We start from the raw sequence: 17,565 nt of genomic DNA on the forward strand, positions 1-17,565 counted from the left end.
TCGGGATGCGACGATGATTGCAGCGAGCCTTCAGAGCGGCGTGGATCAGTTGGGCGAATTCATCGCCGAAGCGAAAGTCATTGTCCCGTTCACCGGAGCGGGCATTTCAACGGAAACGGGCATTCCTGATTTCCGTTCGCCAGGTGGCCTGTGGACACGCAACCGGCCGATCCCATTCGATGAGTTCGTTGCGAGTCAGGATGCACGCGATGAATCCTGGCGGCGTCGATTCGCGATGGAGGAAACCTTCGCTGCCGCGAAACCCGGACGCGGCCATCGCGCATTGGCGTCGCTCTATAGAGCAGGAAAGATTCCTGCGATCATCACGCAGAACATCGACAACCTGCATCAGGCATCCGGTTTCGCTGCAGGCGATGTGATCGAACTGCATGGCAACACGACATATGCACGGTGCATCGGTTGCGGCACTGCATATGATCTTGGATGGGTGAAGACGCGCTTCGAGCCCCAACAGCGCGGGCCCGATTGCAGTGCATGCGGTGAGCCCGTGAAGACTGCGACAATCTCATTCGGTCAGGCAATGCCTGAAGATGAAATGCAGCGTGCAGCCGAATTGTCGCAGCATTGCGACCTCTTCATCGCCATCGGATCATCACTCGTCGTATGGCCTGCTGCAGGCTTTCCCGTCATGGCAAAGCATGCAGGTGCGCGACTTGTGATCATCAACAACGAACCAACTGAGCATGACGTGCATGCCGACCTTGTCATTCGTCACGATATCGGCCAAACGCTCGGACCATTCGTTCGAAACTGATGTGAAGCTGATTCGTTTTAGCGCAAGCTGTTCATAGCTCGCACTGTGTTCGTTTTTAGTCTTTGCTGAACAGTCGTCGGTGTTATCCTCGAATCGCAAGAGATTCGCACCGCACATCGTGCAACCGCATCGATGAGGCATGTGAGATAGCGCCGTCAGGGCTGGCAGCGCAATTGATAGTGGGATCCGGGGCCATGGGGTCGGACGCATTTGAGTCCAAGCGTTTGGGAGGTTTGATGCCAGGTGCGGGAGTTTCCCGGCCGACAGGCGAGAACCCAGGTAACGCGCAGCGCAGTTCTATCGATCCGTTTGCGGGGGCAGGCGAGGGTTCTGCAGCTGATCTCGTCGAGATCCGTGGCGTCATCAAATGGTTCGACGCCTCTAAGGGTTATGGCTTTATCATCCCGGATAATGGCGCCGCTGATGTGCTGCTGCATGTCACCGTGCTGCGCCGTGACGGCTTCCAGACCGCCTATGAAGGCGCTCGCGTGGTTGTCGAGTGCCTGCAGCGTTCCAAGGGCTATCAGGCTTTCCGCGTCGTCTCGATGGATGAGTCGACCGCGATCCACCCGGCCCAGATGCTGCCGCCGCGCACCCACGTCACGGTCACGCCGACCAGCGGCCTCGAACGCGCACAGGTGAAGTGGTTCAACCGTCTTCGCGGCTTTGGCTTCCTGAGCTGCGGCGAAGGCTGCCCCGACATTTTCGTGCATATGGAAACGCTGCGCCGCTTCGGCATGACCGAACTTCGCCCCGGCCAGTATGTGATGGTGCGTTTCGGGCCGGGCTCGAAGGGCATGATGGCGGCCGAGATTCACCCTGAGGGTGGCGCGCCGGGATTGTCCTCGCACTAAGGCGACGATCGTTGACATCTGTCGCGGGCCAATCTGCGGCCACAGGTGACTTGTCGATATTCCTCATCATCACGCGGCTTTGCTGATCACGGGTCTGGCTTTGGCCGGCCTCGGCAGGCTAGGTTCGCGCGCCCGGCGCATCCGCCTGGTCGCTCCTGGATGATTGTTGATGAGTCACTTTTCTTACCATCACCGCCGTTTTGCTTTTGCAGGTCGTGTCTGGCTGCTCGCTCTGCTCGTTGGCCTGGCTTCGCTGTCATATGAGGCACGTGCCGCCGAGTTCCAGCCGCTGGAAATCGCGACCAAGTCCGGCGTGAAAATGTTCTCGGTCGAGATCGCCAAGACCGACGAGGAGCGGGCGACCGGACTGATGTATCGCAAGGAGCTGCCGGACGGCCGCGGCATGCTGTTCGACTTCACCCCCGAGCAGACCATCTCGATGTGGATGAAGAATACCTTCATCTCGCTCGACATGATCTTCATCGGAGCCGATGGTCGCGTGACCCGCATTGCGGAGAGCACCGAGCCACATTCGACCCGCATCATTTCGTCTGGCGGACCTGCCAAGGCCGTTCTTGAGGTGATTGCGGGCACTGCGCGAAAGCAGGGGATCGCGCCTGGAGATCAGGTCGTGCATCCGATGTTCAAGAAGCGATAGGGAAAACAGGTGCCTGCAGCCTTGCTGCCTCGCACCGAACGGTGTATCGACGTCACATTGGCGGGGTATAGCGCAGCCTGGTAGCGCGGCGGTTTTGGGTACCGCAGGTCCAAAGTTCGAATCTTTGTGCCCCGACCAATCTATCCCTTTGAAATCAAAAAGAATTTCAGCCGCTCGCCCATTTCATCCGGCGACGCGGGCGTTTCGGCGTCTGTGAACCGGTTCCGCCGTATCGAGGTCTTACTCTGCGCTGTTCCCAGTTGTGTCGGCCGGCTTGCTCGCCGCCGGGGCCGGCTTCGGAAGCGGCTTGTCCTGCTTCTTCGACCACGAGATGTAATAGGCCACGCAGGTCATAATGGCGATGCCGCCGACGCTGACGAACAGCTGTGCCAGGAACGAGCCCGACGACATCATCAGCTGGAAGTGGCCGACAAAAGACAAGAACACACCCACGCAGAAGACCGCGAGTGACTGCTGGCCGCATTTGATCAGCGGGCGGAACACGGGCCATTCCAGACCCTTCCATTCCTTCGGCACGAAGCGGGTGACGAAGAAGGCGATGATCACGAAATGCAGCACGCGATAGGGCGCGAGATTGGTCTTGTCGTTCGGGTTGAAGGCATCGAACAGCCATTCCGGCATGATCATGTGGCCATAATCCGGGAAGCGTCCGGCCATGGTCATGACGAGCGAGAACAGCAAATAGACGATGCCGAAATAGAGCAGCACTTTCGATCGGATCACCGAGCGCGATTCCAGCGCGCCGCCCAGCGCAAACCAGGCGCCGAACACGAACAGCAGCTGCCAGGTGAACGGGTTGAAGTACCAGGTGCCGTAGGGATAGGCCGGCAGATTCCAGCCGAACTGGCGGGCGGCGAAATACAGCGCCAGCGAGGCCAGCATCGTGAGATCCGGCTTGCGCAGCATCATCCACAGCACCGGCGGGAAAAAGCCCATCAGGACGATGTAGAGCGGCAGCACGTCGAGATTCAGCGGCTTGAACTTGAGCAGCAGGCCGTTGGTCAGGGTCTGGATCGGATTATCGACCAGCCCCGCGACGTTGAACTCGTTGATAATGTCGGGGTCGTTGTAGCGCTGCGCCACCCAACCGATGGCGGCGATATAGATCACGAACAGGATGACATGGGCGACGTAGAGCTGCCACACGCGCTTGGTCAACCGCGTGGCGCCGACGATGAAGCCGCGCTCCAGCATCATCTTGGCGTAGACAAAGGACGCCGTATAGCCGGAGATGAAGACGAACAGGTCGGCTGCGTCCGAAAAGCCGTAGTTCCGGGTGGTGACCCAGTTCACCACATTGTCGGGGATGTGATCGAGGAAGATCGCCCAATTGGCGATGCCACGGAACAGGTCCAGCCGCAGGTCTCGGCCTTTGGGGGGAGGGTGGCGTGGATTTCCATGGGGACCGCTTCGTAAACCGGATGGGAGAAGCCGTGGGAGACGCGAAAAGCTGAGGTCAAATAGGCAGTTTCAGGCCCCGATTGTCACGGTGCCGGGGACCGAATATACACATTAGAAGCCGTTGAACGACGGAATCGCCAATATATCGTTCGTGACACGTGGATATATCAGCGACGTCGTTTTCACCAAATTGTCGCAGTGTCGCATCTTCGAAAGCCGTTGCAAGCCATGACCGCACGTATCTTCAAGGCCGCCAAGAACGCCATGCAGTCCGGCATGGCCAAAACCCGGGATTGGCAGCTCGATTACGAGCCGGAGCAGGCGCGGGTGATCGAACCGCTGATGGGCTGGACCTCGTCCACCGACATGAAGCAGCAGCTTTCGCTGCATTTCGACACCAAGGAAGATGCTGTCGCTTACTGCGAGCGTGAAGGCATTGCCTATCAGGTAATCGAGCCCAAGGGGCGGATCGAGCGCAAGGTCGCCTATTCCGACAATTTTGCTTTTGGCCGTCAGGAGCCGTGGTCGCACTGACCGGAATTGTCGCGTGCTCGACATTTATATGGTGGGCACGCTGCGCTTTACCCATCCTATAGCTTTGAGAACAGCCAAAAGTTAGGGTTGCGCGGGTCTGCCGCGCAATGAGACCATCCCACGCCCCGTCCAGAGGGCCGGGCAAAACAAGAAACGGATTTGCAGGAAACGGGAGCCGATGGCCCTTCGCTCAACGCTCGATACCAATTCGGCTGAATTCAAACGAAACATCGAGGCAATGCAGGCGCAGGTCGCCGAGCTCAAGGACAAGCTCGGTGCCGTGGCGGCCGGCGGCGGTGAGGCCGCCCGCGCCAAGCATACCGCGCGCGGCAAGATGCTGGCCCGCGAGCGCGTCGATCTCCTGATCGATCCCGGCACGGCCTTTCTCGAATTGTCGCCGCTGGCTGCCAACGGCCTCTATGGCGGCGATGTGCATTCCGCCAGCATCATCACCGGCATCGGCCGGGTGTCCGGCCGCGAATGCATGATCATCGCCAATGACGCGACCATCAAGGGCGGCACCTATTATCCGATGACCGTGAAGAAGCATCTGCGCGCGCAGGATATCGCGCGACAGAACAATCTTCCCTGCATCTATATGGTCGATTCCGGCGGCGCCTTCCTGCCGCTGCAGGACGACCTGTTTCCCGACGAACGCCATTTCGGCCGCATCTTCTACAATCAGGCACAGATGTCGGCGCAGGGCATTCCGCAAATCGCCGTGGTGATGGGATCGTGCACCGCGGGTGGCGCCTATGTGCCGGCGATGTCGGACGAGAGCATCATCGTGCGCAATCAGGGCACGATCTTCCTTGGCGGTCCGCCGCTGGTGAAGGCAGCGACGGGCGAGGTGGTGTCGGCCGAGGAACTCGGCGGTGCCGACGTGCATTCGCGGCAATCCGGCGTCACCGATCACTACGCGCAGAACGACGCCCATGCGATCGGCATCGCGCGAAAAATCGCGGCGACGTTCAAGCCGACGCAACGTGCGGCCTGGAATCTTCAGCCTGTCCGCGATCCGCTTTATGCAGCCGAAGAACTCTACGGCGTCATTCCCGCCGATCAGCGCAAACCGTTCGATATGCACGACATCATCGCGCGCATTGTCGACGGCTCGGAATTCGATGAGTTCAAGAAGCTCTACGGCACGACGCTGATCTGTGGCTTCGCGCATATCTGGGGTTTTCCGGTCGGCATCATTGCAAATAACGGCATCCTGTTCAGTGAAAGCTCGCTGAAGGGCGCCCACTTCATCGAACTCTGTTGCCAGCGCAACATCCCGCTGGTGTTCCTGCAGAACATCACCGGCTTCATGGTCGGCAAGAAATACGAGGCCGGCGGCATCGCACGCGACGGCGCCAAGCTCGTCACGGCGGTCGCCACGGCTGCCGTGCCGAAATTCACGGTCGTCGTCGGCGGCTCCTATGGCGCTGGCAATTACGGCATGTGCGGCCGCGCCTATAGCCCGCGCTTCCTGTGGATGTGGCCGAATGCCCGTATTTCGGTGATGGGCGGCGAGCAGGCCGCGATGGTGCTGAGCCAGCTTCGCCGCGACAATATCGAGGCCAAAGGCGGCACCTGGTCCACCGAGGAAGAAGAAGCCTTTCGCAAGCCGACCCGCGATCAATTCGAGACGCAAGGCAGTCCGTACCACGCGACCGCGCGGCTCTGGGATGACGGTGTGATCGATCCCGCCGATACGCGCCTCGTGCTCGGTCTCGGCCTGTCCGCCTCTGCCAATGCGCCTGTCGAGCAGACGCGCTTTGGCCTGTTCAGGATGTGAGGCGACGATCATGGCCAATGCAATCTATCGCCGCTTCCGCACACTCCTCATCGCCAATCGCGGTGAAATCGCCTGCCGTGTGATCCGCACCGCGCGGGCCATGGGCCTGCGCACCGTTGCCGTGTATTCCGAGGCCGATGCTGACGCGCTGCATGTGGCCGAAGCCGATGAGGCCGTGCTGATCGGCCCGGCGCGTGCGAGCGACAGCTACCTCAGCATCCCGCGCATTCTGGCTGCTGCGAAAAGCAGTGGCGCCGAGGCGATCCATCCGGGCTATGGCTTTCTGTCCGAGAGCGCTGAATTCGCGCAGGCTTGCGCCGATGCCGGCCTGGTCTTTGTCGGCCCCACCGCCGACATGATCACGGCCATGGGCTCGAAATCGGGCTCCAAGGCGCTGATGGAAAAGGCGGGCGTGCCGCTGGTGCCCGGCTATCACGGCGATGCACAGGACGACGCCACGCTGTCGAATGCCACCAACAAGATCGGCTACCCCGTTCTGGTGAAGGCATCGGCCGGCGGCGGCGGTCGTGGCATGCGTGTGGTGCGATCGGCGGACGAGCTTGCGCCAGCCATTGTCAGCGCCAAGCGCGAAGCCAAGGCGGCGTTCGGCGACGATCGCATGCTGATCGAAAAGTATGTCGATAATCCCCGCCATATCGAAGTGCAGGTGATCGGCGACAGCCACGGCAATCTGCTCTCGCTGTTCGAGCGCGAATGCACGCTGCAGCGCCGGCATCAAAAGGTGATCGAAGAGGCGCCGTCACCGACGCTGAACGACTCGCAGCGTGAAGCTGTCTGTACGGCTGCCCGTAAGGCCGCCGGCGCCGTGAATTACGTCGGTGCTGGCACCATCGAATTCGTGTCCGATGGCAAGGACGTGTTCTTTATCGAGATGAACACGCGTCTGCAGGTCGAGCATCCCGTCACCGAATTGATCACGGGCGTCGATCTCGTCGAATGGCAGCTGCGTGTCGCTTTTGGCGAAACGCTGCCGCTGACGCAGGGCCAGATCAAGCTGAACGGCCACGCCATCGAAGCGCGGGTCTATGCAGAAAACCCGGACAAGAACTTCATGCCATCGGTCGGCCGCATCAGCGCCTGGCGAATGGCGTCGGATATCGGCGGTTTACGCATCGACGCCGGCTATCGCGCGGGCGATATGGTGTCGCCGAATTACGACGCCATGCTGGCCAAGGTCATCACCTGGGCGCCGACGCGGGCGACCGCCATCGATGCGCTCGGCCGTGCGCTTGATGAGACCGACATTCGCGGCATCGTCACCAACACGGCGTTCCTGTCAAAATTGGTCACGCATCCCGACGTGCGGGCCAACAAGGTCACGACGGGTTTCATCGAGCGCGAGCTGAGCGCGTTGACCACGAGCGACAGCGCCATCGGCGATCTCGAATTGGCGGCTGCGATTGCTGCGATCATCGCCAGCGAGCAAGCCGCCGAACAGAGTAAAGAACGATCGCCTTGGCAGACCGCCGGCTGGATGCCGGTCGGACGACGCAGCCGGTTGTTTAAGTTCAAGCGCGGGCAGGATGAGTGGCCGGTGATGTTGCGCTATGGCAGTGGCGCCTCGCTGATCACCATTGGGGATCGCGAGCTGGTCTATTCCGCAACGCCGGCAAGCGACGGTGCGATTGATCTCACGCTCGACGGCGTTCGGTCGCGCATCACCGGCATCGTCGAGGGCCATGAACTCTATGTGCGGACCCGCAACGGCCGCTTCGATCTGCATTGGGTCGATCCATTCGGCGGTGACGATGAGGAAGCCGACGGCGAGGACAAGATTGTCGCGCCGCTGCCCGGCACGGTTGTGGCGTTGCTGGCCGAGGAGGGCGCAACGCTCGAGAAGGGCGCGGCCATCCTGACGCTGGAAGTGATGAAGATGGAGCAGACCTTGCGCGCCCCCTTTGCGGGCGTGCTCAAGCAGATTAAATGCAAGGTCGGCGATGTCGTCGGAGAAGGCGCTGAACTGGCTGAAATCGAGCCGAGTGCCTGATCTCTCCGCCTCTACGTAAGATTGGAATGCAATGAGCGATCAGGTTCGGATCATCGAAGTCGGCCCGCGTGACGGCCTGCAGAACGAAAAGGCACAGGTCAGCGTCGCCGATCGCATTGCTTTCTCGCGTGGCCTGTTCGCAGCGGGGCTGCACACGATCGAGGTCGGCTCCTTCGTCTCGCCCAAGGCCGTGCCGAAAATGCAAGGCTCGGACGAGGTGTTTCGCGGCGTCAGCGATCTGCCCGGTGAATTCCACGTCCTCGTGCCGAACGAGAAGGGCTATGAAGGCGCGAGGGCTGTCGGCGCCAAGGTCATTGCGGTGTTCGCGTCGGCGTCCGAAGGCTTTTCACGCGCCAACATCAATTGCACGGTCGCGGAATCCATCGAGCGGTTCAAGCCGGTGATCGAACGCGCCAAGGCCGATGGCATCAAGGTGCGCGGCTACATTTCCTGTGTGCTGGGCTGCCCCTATGACGGCGACGTCGCGCCAAAGGCCGTCGTCGATGTCGCCAAGACGCTCTCGGATCTCGGCTGCTACGAGGTCTCGCTCGGCGACACCATCGGCGTCGGCACCCCGTCCAAGGCGCGCGAACTGCTTCGCGCGGTTTCGGGCGTCGTTCCGATGGACCAGCTGGCGATGCATTTTCACGACACCTATGGCCAGGCGCTCGCCAATATCTATGCCGGTCTCGAAGAAGGCTGCACGGTCATTGACAGCGCCGCAGGCGGCCTTGGTGGTTGCCCTTATGCGCCGGGTGCGACGGGCAATGTCGGCACGGAGGACGTCGTCTACATGCTCGAAGGCATGGGGATCGCGACCGGTGTCGATATGGAGAAGTTGCTGGCCGCAACCAACCAGATCAGCCAGGTCATCGGGCGTCCGCCTGTCAGCCGCGTGGCGTCAGCATTGAATGCAAAAGCAAAAGCTCGCTGACGGACTTGGCTATGACGGCACTTCGTTCGCAAGTTTGAGAAGGTTCGCCGATAGCGCAGATCTCGCGCTGTAGTCCTTCCACGCCGTGTCGCGCGCGATGTCCCGCCATTTGCCGACAGTTGCGACATCCAGCCGTGTCGTCTGCGCGCCAGCCGTTTCATAGATCTTGGCGACCTCGATATCGTCGTCCTGCGCGCCCTTGCGGCCGAAGGCTTCCAGGTCGTGGCCGACCGACATCAGGATGTCCTGATGCGCTCTGGGCAGCTTGTCGAAGACGGTTCGCGACATCATCAGCGGTTCGAGCATGAACCAGTAGGATGCCCCTGCGCCTGACGTGAGATGCTTCGCGACGCGCGCAAGCCCGAATGAGATCAAGCTGGTCGATGAGGTAATGCCCGCATCACAGGCACCGCTTTCCATCGCAGAATAGATCTCGTTGGACGGCATCGACAGCACCGTGGCGCCGGCCATCTGCAGCACCATGTTCATCTCCCGCGAGCCGCCGCGGACCTTGAGACCCTTGGCATCTTCGGGAGCGACCAACGGGCGTGCACGGCTGGCGACACCGCCGGCCTGCCAGACCCAACTGAGCAGCACGACGCCCTTGTCAGCGAGAAAATCTGCGAGCGCCTTGCCGATAGGGGATGTCCGCCAGCGCAAGCCCTGATCGTAGGTCGAAACGAGACCAGGCATCATCCCGATATTCAGTTCGGGCAAGATCGTCCCGGCATAGGGCAGGGGATACAGGCTGAGGTCGAGCGCGCCGCGTCGCATCGCGGCAAACTGGGCGGTGGCGTCGAACAAGGATGCATTCGGATACACGTCTGCCGTCAGTTCCCCGTGGCTCCGCGCGGCGATCTCCACGGCGAACTTCCGCACCAGTCGATCACGAAAATCGCCCTGATCGACGGTTCCACCTGGAAATTGATGAGAGATTTTGAGCCGCGTTGCGGCGTGAGCTGACCCCGGCTGGAATGTCAGAACGGCCGGTGCTGCGAGCGCAGAAGCGAGGATGTGGCGGCGGGTGAACATGGTGTCGCTCCCGATTGGGGAATTAGCCGGTCGTTCTTGCGCGACCGTGTTCATCCGCTGCCGCGGTGTTCCGTATGCGCCAGCGCGCTTTGTCAGACAAAACCGCGCGTCTGGCAATGGATGTTCAGCATGCGCAGCCGTGGCCACTGCCGGGTATTCTGCAGAGCGCCACGATTGCACAGCCTGACGTGGTGGTTGTTATTTCTTCCGCGCCTTGCGAGCGGCGTAACGTGCGTCGCGTGCAGCTTTTTGCTGGGCCTCGAGTTCGCGTGCCGCGATTTCGGCCTCTTCCTTCTCGCGGGCGATCCGCTCGATCTCGCGCGCAGCTTCCTCGGCTTCGCGGGCCTTCTGAGCGGCCTTTTCGGCTTCACGTGCGATTTTGCTCTGTTCCCGAGCCGCTGCGATGGCTGCGCGTTCGGCAGCGCGGGCCTGAACGGCCGGATCGTCAGGGCTTGGCTGCGCCTTGAACTTGGCCAGAATGTTCTGGCGCGACTGCTGCGCGGCCTTCTGACGATCAGCGAAGCTGGGGGATTTGAATCCGCTCATGAACGAGCCCTTGTCACTTTCTCTTTAGGGGTTGTTGGATGGGTTCGACCACATGTCGGGCGCACGCCGGACCGGCCGAAACACCGCAGCGGTTTACATGGTGGACACCGCACACGCATCAAGAATCTGACGAATTCCAGCAATGCGAAGCGAACATGTGGCGCCTGGGACGTCGGAGTACCGCCCAGATGGCCTCGACCGGTGCCGATCGAGCTTGGAGCCTCGTCCTGACGGACCGTAATTCGCGACGAGTCAGGGTCCAATTGATTGAGTGTCGGCCGCCATCCGGCCGCAAACCGGGCGGATGCTGAACCCGCCAGGGGCCTCGGCCGACTGATCAGGAACTTTACGAGCGACGCAGGGTTTTCATCCCATCGGGAGTTCTTCATGCAAACAACCATCGATCGCGTCATCCGCACCTTCACCTTCAAATGGCCCACGGCCAGTGACGAGCAAACGCGGCGCGGCTTGGCGGATTCGCGCGAACATGGTCGCTCTTCCACCCCGGATGCTGCTGTTCTGGCTTCAAAACTGCTCCAGAACTACAAGGGATATGTCGCCGGGCGAGCGACCGTAGCCGAATAGGCGATTTGTCTTTTAGGGCCAGCCGGCCGGGCCTTACTTCGGAGCAGGCCTTACTTCAGGGCAGGCCTTGCATCAAGGCAGGTCGGCGGGGCATAGGTTTGGGCCTCGTCCCTCCCATCGTTGCAGGACATAATATGAGAAACTTTCGACGCGCGGTCGCAGTGTCGGCCCTTGCTCTCGGCGCAGCCACAATCTCGACGCTCTCCGATGTCTCGCAATCTCCAGCCATGGCGCAAGCCGCAGGAAAAGTCATGACCACAGCTTCAGGCCTCAAGATCGAAGACACCAAAGTCGGCACCGGCGCAACGCCGACCCGCGGCCAGACCTGCGTCATGCACTATACCGGCTGGCTGTATGAGAATGGCGTCAAGGGCAAGAAGTTCGACTCGTCGGTCGATCGCAACGAGCCGTTTGAATTCCCGATCGGTGCTGGACGCGTGATCAAGGGATGGGACGAAGGCGTTGCCACGATGAAGGTCGGCGGCAAGCGCACGCTGATCATTCCGCCGGAGATGGGCTATGGCGCCCGCGGCGCTGGCGGCGTGATTCCGCCGAATGCCACGCTGGTGTTCGAAGTCGAACTGCTCGGCGTCAAGTAAGCCGTCAGGCCTGTGCGATCCTGCGCAATAATGTGCGGGAAGCTTCCTCGCCGGCATAAAGGTCGGCGAGGGGAGCCGCTTTCGCGATGAAGGGCTCCTTGTCCGGGCGGACAAATGTCACGCCCATCTGCTGCACATCGGCGCGCGCCTTGGTTTCGAACGCGTCCCACAGTTTGTTCATGTGGTGATACGAGGCTGTCGCGGCTTCCTGCAAAATCTCGCGCTGACGCGGCGTGAAGCTCTTCATCCGTTCGGTGCCGACGAGAAGCACGTCAGGGATCATGGTGTGTTCATCGAACGAGTAATGCGTTGCGACCTCGCCATGCCGGCCGACGATGAGCGCCACGACGCTGTTCTCGGCACCGTCGACAACGCCCGATTTCAACGCCACATAGACATTGCTCCAGGCAAGCTCGACGCCCTCGGCGCCGAATAGTTCCAGCAGCCGGGTCATTGTCACGGAGGGCTGGATCCGGATCTTCATGCCTTTGAGATCGTCGGGATGATTGATCGGCTTGCGACCGTAGAAGCTGCGCGCGCCGGCATCGTAATAGGTCAGGCCGACCAGTCCGGATGATGTCGTGGTCGCAAGGATGTCGCGGCCAACGTCCGAATTGGTGACCCGGAGCCAGTGTGCACGATCGCGCAGCGTGAACGGCAGGTTGAGCACCTTGTAGGCCGGATGAAACCGCTCCAGCAGGCTGCCGCTTACTTTCAGGAAATCGAGCTTTCCGGCCTGAACCTGCGAGATCAGGTCGCTCTCCTGTCCCAACTGACCGTCTGCGAATAGCGCGATATCGAGCTCCCCCTGCGAGCGTTCGCGGGCAAGGTCGGCAAAATGCTGCATCGCAGGATGGACCGGGTGCGTGGTCGGCAATCCGTGCGCCAAGCGCAGTTTCTGTGGTGCAGCGCGCAACACGGCCGGGCAGGCCATGACGAGACCTGCGGTCAGGATGAGGCGGCGCCGGGAAAACATGATCGACCTGCGAACTGTCCGAGGGGCCGGCGATGACAGTGATGCTTCAAGCGCGCCAGCGGCTGGATCATATGTCGTCTCGCGCGGCGTTTAAAGCCTTGCGCCTGCCACCTTCGGTCGCTGGGCCTGCAGCAGCCCCACATAGCGGTTCTTGCTGTCTGGTGGAATTTCGCCGCGGCTGGTCAGATGGTGGACGCAGTTGAGCGCGAGATCGAACGAGCCGTAGCAATGATGCGCGATCAGCGCGAGGTGCTTGAGCTGCTCGCTCTGCATCGTATCCGCCTCGACGAAATTGCGGACATAAACCACATCAGCCTCGACGAGCTGGTTGATCGCCGCCGCGGGATCCGCACCGAGCATCGGAGCGATCATGCGCTTGTTGATGGCTGCAAACATGTGCGGCACGAAGCCGAGGCTACGCAGTTCGAGATCGATATCACCGAAAACCGGCTGCTTCTCATAAAGAGGCACGAAGGAAACTTCGGTCTGAATAGCCACTGCTGCGGCAAGCTTGCGACGGCCATTCTGAAAGACGGCCAGTTCGCCGCCCTGAATGTCGATCTTGAGCAGATCGAACGCCGGAATTTCATCGATCTCGTCGAGCCGCTTCGTCCTCAGCGCCAGATGATTGATTACACGGCCAAGCTCGGAAAAATTCGGAAAATGTGTCAGCGTCTTGGCATGCGGTTGCAACAGGCTGGCGAAGCCGATGCCACGGCATATGTTGAGTACGTGCTCTCCGCCGTCGCCCACTGCATAAGGCAGATAGGTTTCTTGCGCGCTCTTACGTTTTGCCAGCGCTGCGATAGCTTCCGGATGCGGATCGAATCCGGTCACTCGGCAAAGCCGCTGCTGCATCATGGTCTTGTAAGGCGGATCGCCATCGATGGGATTGGCGCCGATATCGACGACCTCAGTGAGCCGCGCCGGTCGCAACAATGCCGTCAGGCCATCATGGGTCGTTTGTTGGTTCACGGAGATCCGCCTCGATTCGACGGCGCGACAGTGGGCGCGGGGCGGCCGGGATTCTGCGTGTCACATCGTCGCGGAGTTCGATTACTGGAACGATCCGCGGCGCGAAAACTTGTCTTCGACTGTTCAAACACGGGAGAAACCCATGAGATTGCCGAGACTTATCTTGGCCGGCTCGATGGCCACCGCACTCCTCGGCACGACCGCTGCCTGGGCAGATCAGACATTTAGCGGGATGGTCACCATCGTTGATCGCACCACGAACGAGATCGTTGTCGGCCAGGCCACGAGCGGCACTGTGGGATCGACGGCCCAGCCGGCTCCGGAGCGCTTCAAATTGCGCGAGGCCGTGCCGGAGTCGCTACACGCGGGCGACAAGGTGACGGTGACTTATACCGAAAGCGCCGGGATCAAGACCGCAACGAAGGTCAGTGAAGACAAGAACTGATTTTTGGCAAATGTCATTGGCAATAGCGCGTCTCGTAGCGGGACGCGCTATTGGTCGTGATCACCACGTGTAACGGAGCACAGCTCTGCCGCCATAGCCGCGACTGGTGTCAGAGAACTCGCCGTCAAACGAGCCGGCAAGCGAAAATCCGTTGTTCCATTTCATGTCTGCACCTGCACTGAACAGTGCGAGGTCTTTCGATGTCACGGCGCCATTCACAGTGAACGAGGCGCCGGGTAGTGACGCGAAGCTGGCCGATACTGCACCATCATTGCCTTCGTCATGCGCCCAGGCCACGCGGCTCCGCAGGGTCAACACCGAGCGATCCATTACGAATGCCCGGTCGAAGCGCGCACCCAGTTCGCTGCGTGAAATGGTGGTCGCCGAGGCGCTGTGGTTCAGGGCGAAGCCGCCTGCACCGGACAAAGCGCTTTCGCCATAAGACGGCAGGTTGATATGAGTGACCTGGAAACCGGCATAGGGCGTTACGCCGAGATCGTGTCGCATGAAGCGATAGCCGCCCTCGACGCGTCCGCCGACAATGTGGCTGCCGAAACTGGCTTGCAGACGATCGGTGCCGGCAACTGTGACCGTGCGGTCAGTCGTGACATCCTGATACGTGTAGGACAGTCCAGCTTTGAAATAGGCGGCACCCATGATGTGCTTGCCGTAGATGCCGGACTGAAACATCTCGGCGCGGCCACTGCCAAGTCCGTTCGCCACCGCGAATGACGAACCGCCACCGCCCAGCGCAATGCCCAGCACGGTGTCGCGCGACAGCAGATAATCGGCGCCAGCTGCAACACCATAGACACGGCTGATGGTGTCACTCGATCCCGTTGTCGTGCTGCCGGAGATACTGGTGTTGCCGCCATAGGCCATGCCCCATGCACTCCAGCGGTCGAACCGGTTGTCACGCGGAGCCTTGGTGGCCATGGCCGCGTAAGCATCGCGTGCGTCGCGCGATCCGCGCGGCGCGTAGGCCATCGCGTCAGCTTCGCCGGCAAAGGCCATCGCACCATTGTCGGCGCGGCCATCGCGCCCCATCGCGAACGGATCGAACATGGCATTCATGAAGTAATTGGCTGCGCTGTATCCCATCTGCTGCTGGGCCGCACCGATTTCCCCGGACAACTGATTGAGCGCTTGTGCCAGGTTGCTGCCCGACAGCCTCATCAGGCCGATGATCTGGCTATTTGGCGTCGCGCCTCCAATAACGGCATTCTCGATGCCGGTGCCGATCGCCTTCGCATTGGCAGGCGCATTGGCGGGCAGGGCGGCGGCGAGACTGCCGCGGTCGAGCGTGAGGAAGACATCGTCTCCGATGATGTTCCATCCCGCGACCCGTCCCAGCCATGGATGCAGGCTGGTTGCGGACGTAAAGTCTCCGCCGACCCCTGCCGTTGCAGACAGGATCAATGAATTTGTCGCAGAGCCTATCCACGTCGTTGGAGCGACTTTCAGAAGGCCATCGAGATTAGCGATGCCATTCACGAGAACCTTGTCGGCATTGCCGAGATTGTCCGCCTTCACGATATAGGAGCTGCAGTCGCACATCATCAGGACGCCGTTGATGGTCAGCGTGCCGATCGTGCTCGGTGTGCCCGGCGCGAGTGTCGCGTGGTCGGCCAGGAACACGGCGCCGACGCTTCCGGTGCCGCCGAGCGTGCCGCCCGGATTGACCAAGACAAGCCCATTCGCATCCGTCGCGCCGTTCACCAGCAACGTGCCGCCGTTGATATTGGTATCGCCCGTGTAGGTATTCGCAGCGGCGAGAATGGTTGTACCAGCTTCCACAGTCACGGTCGCGTCGCCGGTGATCAACGGGGCGAAAGTATAGTTCTGGCTGGTGTGATTGAACACCAGGTTGCCAGCATTGACGAACTGCAAAGTGCCGGTGTTGATCAGACCTGCCGCGACCGGCGCGCTACCCGATGCGGCGCCGATATTCACGGTGCCGGTGCCGCCGCGGCTTCCTCCGGAGTCGCCACCTACGTAAAAATCGGTCGCTGTTACAACGCTGCCATTCGCCACGGTCAATATGCCGGTGCCTTCAAAGCCGACGTAAAGGTTCTGGCCAGCGAATATGCGCGTATTCGATCCCGTCGCGTTCAGTATTCCTGCCGAGCCGACACTGCGGCCAATATAGAGGTCGTTCGAAACAACGAGGTATTGGAAACAGTGACCGCGCCCGTGGCGGAGACACCGACACTCAACTCGCCAACCGAGGCAGAGCTTCCGCTCAGAACCGCCGCATTTGGCGATGTCGTATCGATATTGGCCGTGACGGCCGAGTCCGGCGGCGTTCCGGTACTCCAGTTCGCGCCGTCCCACCAGTCGTTCGATATGGATCCGGTCCAGTCAGTCGCGCCTGCGGGTGCCGCGAGAGCGACCAGCGCCGAAGTGACGAACAGCCCGACGCACCACCGCGCGAGCCGGCCCGAATATTCGGTTGCACTGCGCCTATCGGTAGCCGGCATCGTCAGAAACGCCGACGAATGTCCGCCCGACCGGTGTGGTCCAGTGCCCCGCATGTAAGTTGTCCCCTGTAGCTCAGGTAGACCCTAGAGGGGGTGGCCTCCTGTGGTCCTGAAATAAGTCTGAAGTTTTCTGAATTTCGAGACTTTTCATGGGGCGGCACCCGTGAAACGGGCGTGTAAGCAGGCCGCAACCGCTCATAATGAAGCGGCCATTCCATCGGTCTGGCGGCCGGATTTGCGCCAGACACCTTCGGATTGGCGATGGGGGATGACATGGCGATCCCAGCAGGACTCGAACCTGCAACCCGCGGAGTAGAAATCCGCTACTCTATCCAGTTGAGCTATGGGACCGGTGCGTCCTCATACCATCCTCGTTCCGGCTTGGACAGACCGCCGACGATACGGGCACAAGCTGCTCTGTCTGGCCTTCGTCTTGCTGATGTGACCGCAGAACGCGACATCAGCAAGAAAGTGTGCCGCCTTGATCCGCTTGACGCTCCAGAACGACACGGTTGTCTCATCTTTCCATCTTGCCGCTGTCGATCTCGCGGTCGGAGGGCGATCGCCGACATGGCGGCGACCTGTTGTGGGCGCCTGGCGTTCACGGCTTCGGCGACGCGGGCCCGGATGGTGGCGGATCGCGCTCGGGATCCTGGTTTGCGACGCTGCGCTGGCTGGGCTCGCCTGGATCGCCGTCGATTTCGTCGCCGGCTAGCAAATCCGGAAAGCCATAGCGCTTCGTGACAGCCCGCCCGGCCAGATAGGACAATTGGCACGCAACGAGGCACCCGGTCGTCAGCGCGATGCCGCCGAGCATCCCAAAATCTTGCGACCACGACATGCTGGCGGCGAAGATCGCCATCGCCACCGTTGTCAGGGCAATGGCCCGGACGGAAAAGACCAGTCCGATCGCCAGACCCGCCAAAGAACACGTTGCGATCAGCAGTTCGATCATCATG

General features: G+C 61.1%; 17 protein-coding genes, 2 tRNA genes and 2 pseudogenes. 11 read left to right on the forward strand and 10 right to left on the reverse strand.

All coding sequences use genetic code 11. The features are described from left to right. Positions 1-13: 13 nt before the first annotated feature. The 4 genes from RPMA_RS14690 to RPMA_RS14705 all read left to right on the forward strand — a co-directional run bounded on the left by RPMA_RS14690 (position 14) and on the right by RPMA_RS14705 (position 2,425). On the forward strand, positions 14-775 hold the full coding sequence (locus tag RPMA_RS14690) for an SIR2 family NAD-dependent protein deacylase (RefSeq protein WP_211908035.1): 762 nt from the start codon (positions 14-16) through the stop codon (positions 773-775). 194 nt (positions 776-969) lie between these two features. Further along, positions 970-1,629 (forward strand): cold-shock protein, encoded by a 660-nt coding sequence (locus RPMA_RS14695; protein ID WP_211908043.1) that lies wholly within the window; start codon positions 970-972, stop codon positions 1,627-1,629. Positions 1,630-1,798: 169 nt separating this feature from the next. Next, positions 1,799-2,287 (forward strand): DUF192 domain-containing protein, encoded by a 489-nt coding sequence (locus RPMA_RS14700; protein WP_211908045.1) that lies wholly within the window; start codon positions 1,799-1,801, stop codon positions 2,285-2,287. 61 nt (positions 2,288-2,348) lie between these two features. After that, a tRNA-Pro gene (locus RPMA_RS14705) sits at positions 2,349-2,425 on the forward strand. A 102-nt stretch (positions 2,426-2,527) separates the two neighbouring features. Here the strand turns inward: RPMA_RS14705 and RPMA_RS14710 are convergent. Then, positions 2,528-3,708, reverse strand: a pseudogene (locus tag RPMA_RS14710) (OpgC domain-containing protein). A 229-nt stretch (positions 3,709-3,937) separates the two neighbouring features. On the opposite strand from RPMA_RS14710, the gene RPMA_RS14715 reads away from it, so the two are divergent. From RPMA_RS14715 to RPMA_RS14730, 4 genes are all read left to right on the forward strand, one after another. Further along, the gene (locus RPMA_RS14715) at positions 3,938-4,243 is read left to right on the forward strand and encodes an ETC complex I subunit (protein ID WP_211908047.1); all 306 of its coding nucleotides are present in this window, start codon (positions 3,938-3,940) and stop codon (positions 4,241-4,243) included. A 178-nt stretch (positions 4,244-4,421) separates the two neighbouring features. Beyond that, positions 4,422-6,026: a carboxyl transferase domain-containing protein gene (locus RPMA_RS14720; RefSeq protein ID WP_211908061.1), complete on the forward strand. Its 1,605-nt coding sequence runs from the start codon at positions 4,422-4,424 to the stop codon at positions 6,024-6,026. 10 nt (positions 6,027-6,036) lie between these two features. After that, positions 6,037-8,034 carry an acetyl/propionyl/methylcrotonyl-CoA carboxylase subunit alpha gene (locus tag RPMA_RS14725; protein ID WP_249225192.1) on the forward strand — a complete coding sequence of 666 codons (1,998 nt, stop codon included), beginning with the start codon at positions 6,037-6,039 and terminating at the stop codon, positions 8,032-8,034. 31 nt (positions 8,035-8,065) lie between these two features. Then, a complete protein-coding gene (locus RPMA_RS14730; RefSeq protein WP_211908072.1) occupies positions 8,066-8,968 on the forward strand; it encodes a hydroxymethylglutaryl-CoA lyase in 903 nt (300 codons plus the stop codon). Positions 8,969-8,977: 9 nt separating this feature from the next. Here RPMA_RS14730 and dctP read toward each other — a convergent pair whose 3' ends face one another. Both dctP and RPMA_RS14740 read right to left on the reverse strand, forming a co-directional pair. Next, the gene (dctP, locus tag RPMA_RS14735) at positions 8,978-10,000 is read right to left on the reverse strand and encodes a TRAP transporter substrate-binding protein DctP (RefSeq protein ID WP_211908074.1); all 1,023 of its coding nucleotides are present in this window, start codon (positions 9,998-10,000) and stop codon (positions 8,978-8,980) included. Positions 10,001-10,198: 198 nt separating this feature from the next. Next, the gene (locus RPMA_RS14740; protein ID WP_211908076.1) at positions 10,199-10,546 is read right to left on the reverse strand and encodes a DUF6481 family protein; all 348 of its coding nucleotides are present in this window, start codon (positions 10,544-10,546) and stop codon (positions 10,199-10,201) included. 387 nt (positions 10,547-10,933) lie between these two features. On the opposite strand from RPMA_RS14740, the gene RPMA_RS14745 reads away from it, so the two are divergent. Next, on the forward strand, positions 10,934-11,131 hold the full coding sequence (locus RPMA_RS14745; RefSeq protein ID WP_211908078.1) for a hypothetical protein: 198 nt from the start codon (positions 10,934-10,936) through the stop codon (positions 11,129-11,131). Between the two features lie 134 nt (positions 11,132-11,265). Next, entirely contained in the window at positions 11,266-11,730 is a 465-nt protein-coding gene (locus tag RPMA_RS14750) for an FKBP-type peptidyl-prolyl cis-trans isomerase (RefSeq protein ID WP_249225193.1), read from the forward strand. Between the two features lie 4 nt (positions 11,731-11,734). Here RPMA_RS14750 and RPMA_RS14755 read toward each other — a convergent pair whose 3' ends face one another. Both RPMA_RS14755 and RPMA_RS14760 read right to left on the reverse strand, forming a co-directional pair. Continuing rightward, complete coding sequence (locus RPMA_RS14755) at positions 11,735-12,706, reverse strand: TRAP transporter substrate-binding protein (protein ID WP_211908083.1); 972 nt, start codon at positions 12,704-12,706, stop codon at positions 11,735-11,737. Positions 12,707-12,796: 90 nt separating this feature from the next. Beyond that, positions 12,797-13,681 (reverse strand): FkbM family methyltransferase, encoded by an 885-nt coding sequence (locus RPMA_RS14760; protein ID WP_211908085.1) that lies wholly within the window; start codon positions 13,679-13,681, stop codon positions 12,797-12,799. A gap of 175 nt (positions 13,682-13,856) precedes the next feature. Here RPMA_RS14760 and RPMA_RS14765 point away from each other — a divergent pair, with 175 nt between their 5' ends. After that, positions 13,857-14,126, forward strand: a complete 270-nt coding sequence (locus tag RPMA_RS14765) for a hypothetical protein (protein ID WP_211908093.1) — start codon at positions 13,857-13,859, stop codon at positions 14,124-14,126. Positions 14,127-14,186: 60 nt separating this feature from the next. Here RPMA_RS14765 and RPMA_RS14770 read toward each other — a convergent pair whose 3' ends face one another. From RPMA_RS14770 to RPMA_RS14780, 5 genes and pseudogenes are all read right to left on the reverse strand, one after another. Beyond that, a complete protein-coding gene (locus tag RPMA_RS14770; RefSeq protein ID WP_249225194.1) occupies positions 14,187-16,160 on the reverse strand; it encodes an autotransporter family protein in 1,974 nt (657 codons plus the stop codon). 33 nt (positions 16,161-16,193) lie between these two features. Continuing rightward, positions 16,194-16,271, reverse strand: a pseudogene (locus tag RPMA_RS28570) (hypothetical protein); the annotation flags it as partial. Then, positions 16,238-16,606 (reverse strand): hypothetical protein, encoded by a 369-nt coding sequence (locus RPMA_RS28020; protein ID WP_249225196.1) that lies wholly within the window; start codon positions 16,604-16,606, stop codon positions 16,238-16,240. The gene RPMA_RS28020 and the pseudogene RPMA_RS28570, both read right to left, overlap by 34 nt. Before the next feature lie 274 nt (positions 16,607-16,880). Next, a tRNA-Arg gene (locus tag RPMA_RS14775) sits at positions 16,881-16,957 on the reverse strand. Between the two features lie 250 nt (positions 16,958-17,207). Continuing rightward, on the reverse strand, positions 17,208-17,564 hold the full coding sequence (locus RPMA_RS14780; RefSeq protein WP_211908097.1) for a hypothetical protein: 357 nt from the start codon (positions 17,562-17,564) through the stop codon (positions 17,208-17,210). Position 17,565 lies beyond the last annotated feature (1 nt).

The sequence above is a fragment of the Tardiphaga alba genome (genome assembly GCF_018279705.1).
Lineage (GTDB): Bacteria > Pseudomonadota > Alphaproteobacteria > Rhizobiales > Xanthobacteraceae > Tardiphaga > Tardiphaga alba.

Coding starts and splice junctions, on each gene's coding strand:
- RPMA_RS14730 (WP_211908072.1), top strand. CDS start 8,066: ATGAGCGATCAGGTTCGGATCATCGAAGTCGGCCCGCGTGACGGCCTG.
- RPMA_RS14725 (WP_249225192.1), top strand. CDS start 6,037: ATGGCCAATGCAATCTATCGCCGCTTCCGCACACTCCTCATCGCCAAT.
- RPMA_RS14700 (WP_211908045.1), top strand. CDS start 1,799: ATGAGTCACTTTTCTTACCATCACCGCCGTTTTGCTTTTGCAGGTCGT.
- RPMA_RS14715 (WP_211908047.1), top strand. CDS start 3,938: ATGACCGCACGTATCTTCAAGGCCGCCAAGAACGCCATGCAGTCCGGC.
- RPMA_RS14720 (WP_211908061.1), top strand. CDS start 4,422: ATGGCCCTTCGCTCAACGCTCGATACCAATTCGGCTGAATTCAAACGA.
- dctP (WP_211908074.1), bottom strand. CDS start 10,000: ATGTTCACCCGCCGCCACATCCTCGCTTCTGCGCTCGCAGCACCGGCC.
- RPMA_RS14750 (WP_249225193.1), top strand. CDS start 11,266: ATGAGAAACTTTCGACGCGCGGTCGCAGTGTCGGCCCTTGCTCTCGGC.
- RPMA_RS14690 (WP_211908035.1), top strand. CDS start 14: ATGATTGCAGCGAGCCTTCAGAGCGGCGTGGATCAGTTGGGCGAATTC.
- RPMA_RS14740 (WP_211908076.1), bottom strand. CDS start 10,546: ATGAGCGGATTCAAATCCCCCAGCTTCGCTGATCGTCAGAAGGCCGCG.
- RPMA_RS14745 (WP_211908078.1), top strand. CDS start 10,934: ATGCAAACAACCATCGATCGCGTCATCCGCACCTTCACCTTCAAATGG.
- RPMA_RS14765 (WP_211908093.1), top strand. CDS start 13,857: ATGGCCACCGCACTCCTCGGCACGACCGCTGCCTGGGCAGATCAGACA.
- RPMA_RS14755 (WP_211908083.1), bottom strand. CDS start 12,706: ATGTTTTCCCGGCGCCGCCTCATCCTGACCGCAGGTCTCGTCATGGCC.
- RPMA_RS28020 (WP_249225196.1), bottom strand. CDS start 16,606: ATGCCGGCTACCGATAGGCGCAGTGCAACCGAATATTCGGGCCGGCTC.
- RPMA_RS14695 (WP_211908043.1), top strand. CDS start 970: ATGGGGTCGGACGCATTTGAGTCCAAGCGTTTGGGAGGTTTGATGCCA.
- RPMA_RS14780 (WP_211908097.1), bottom strand. CDS start 17,564: ATGATGATCGAACTGCTGATCGCAACGTGTTCTTTGGCGGGTCTGGCG.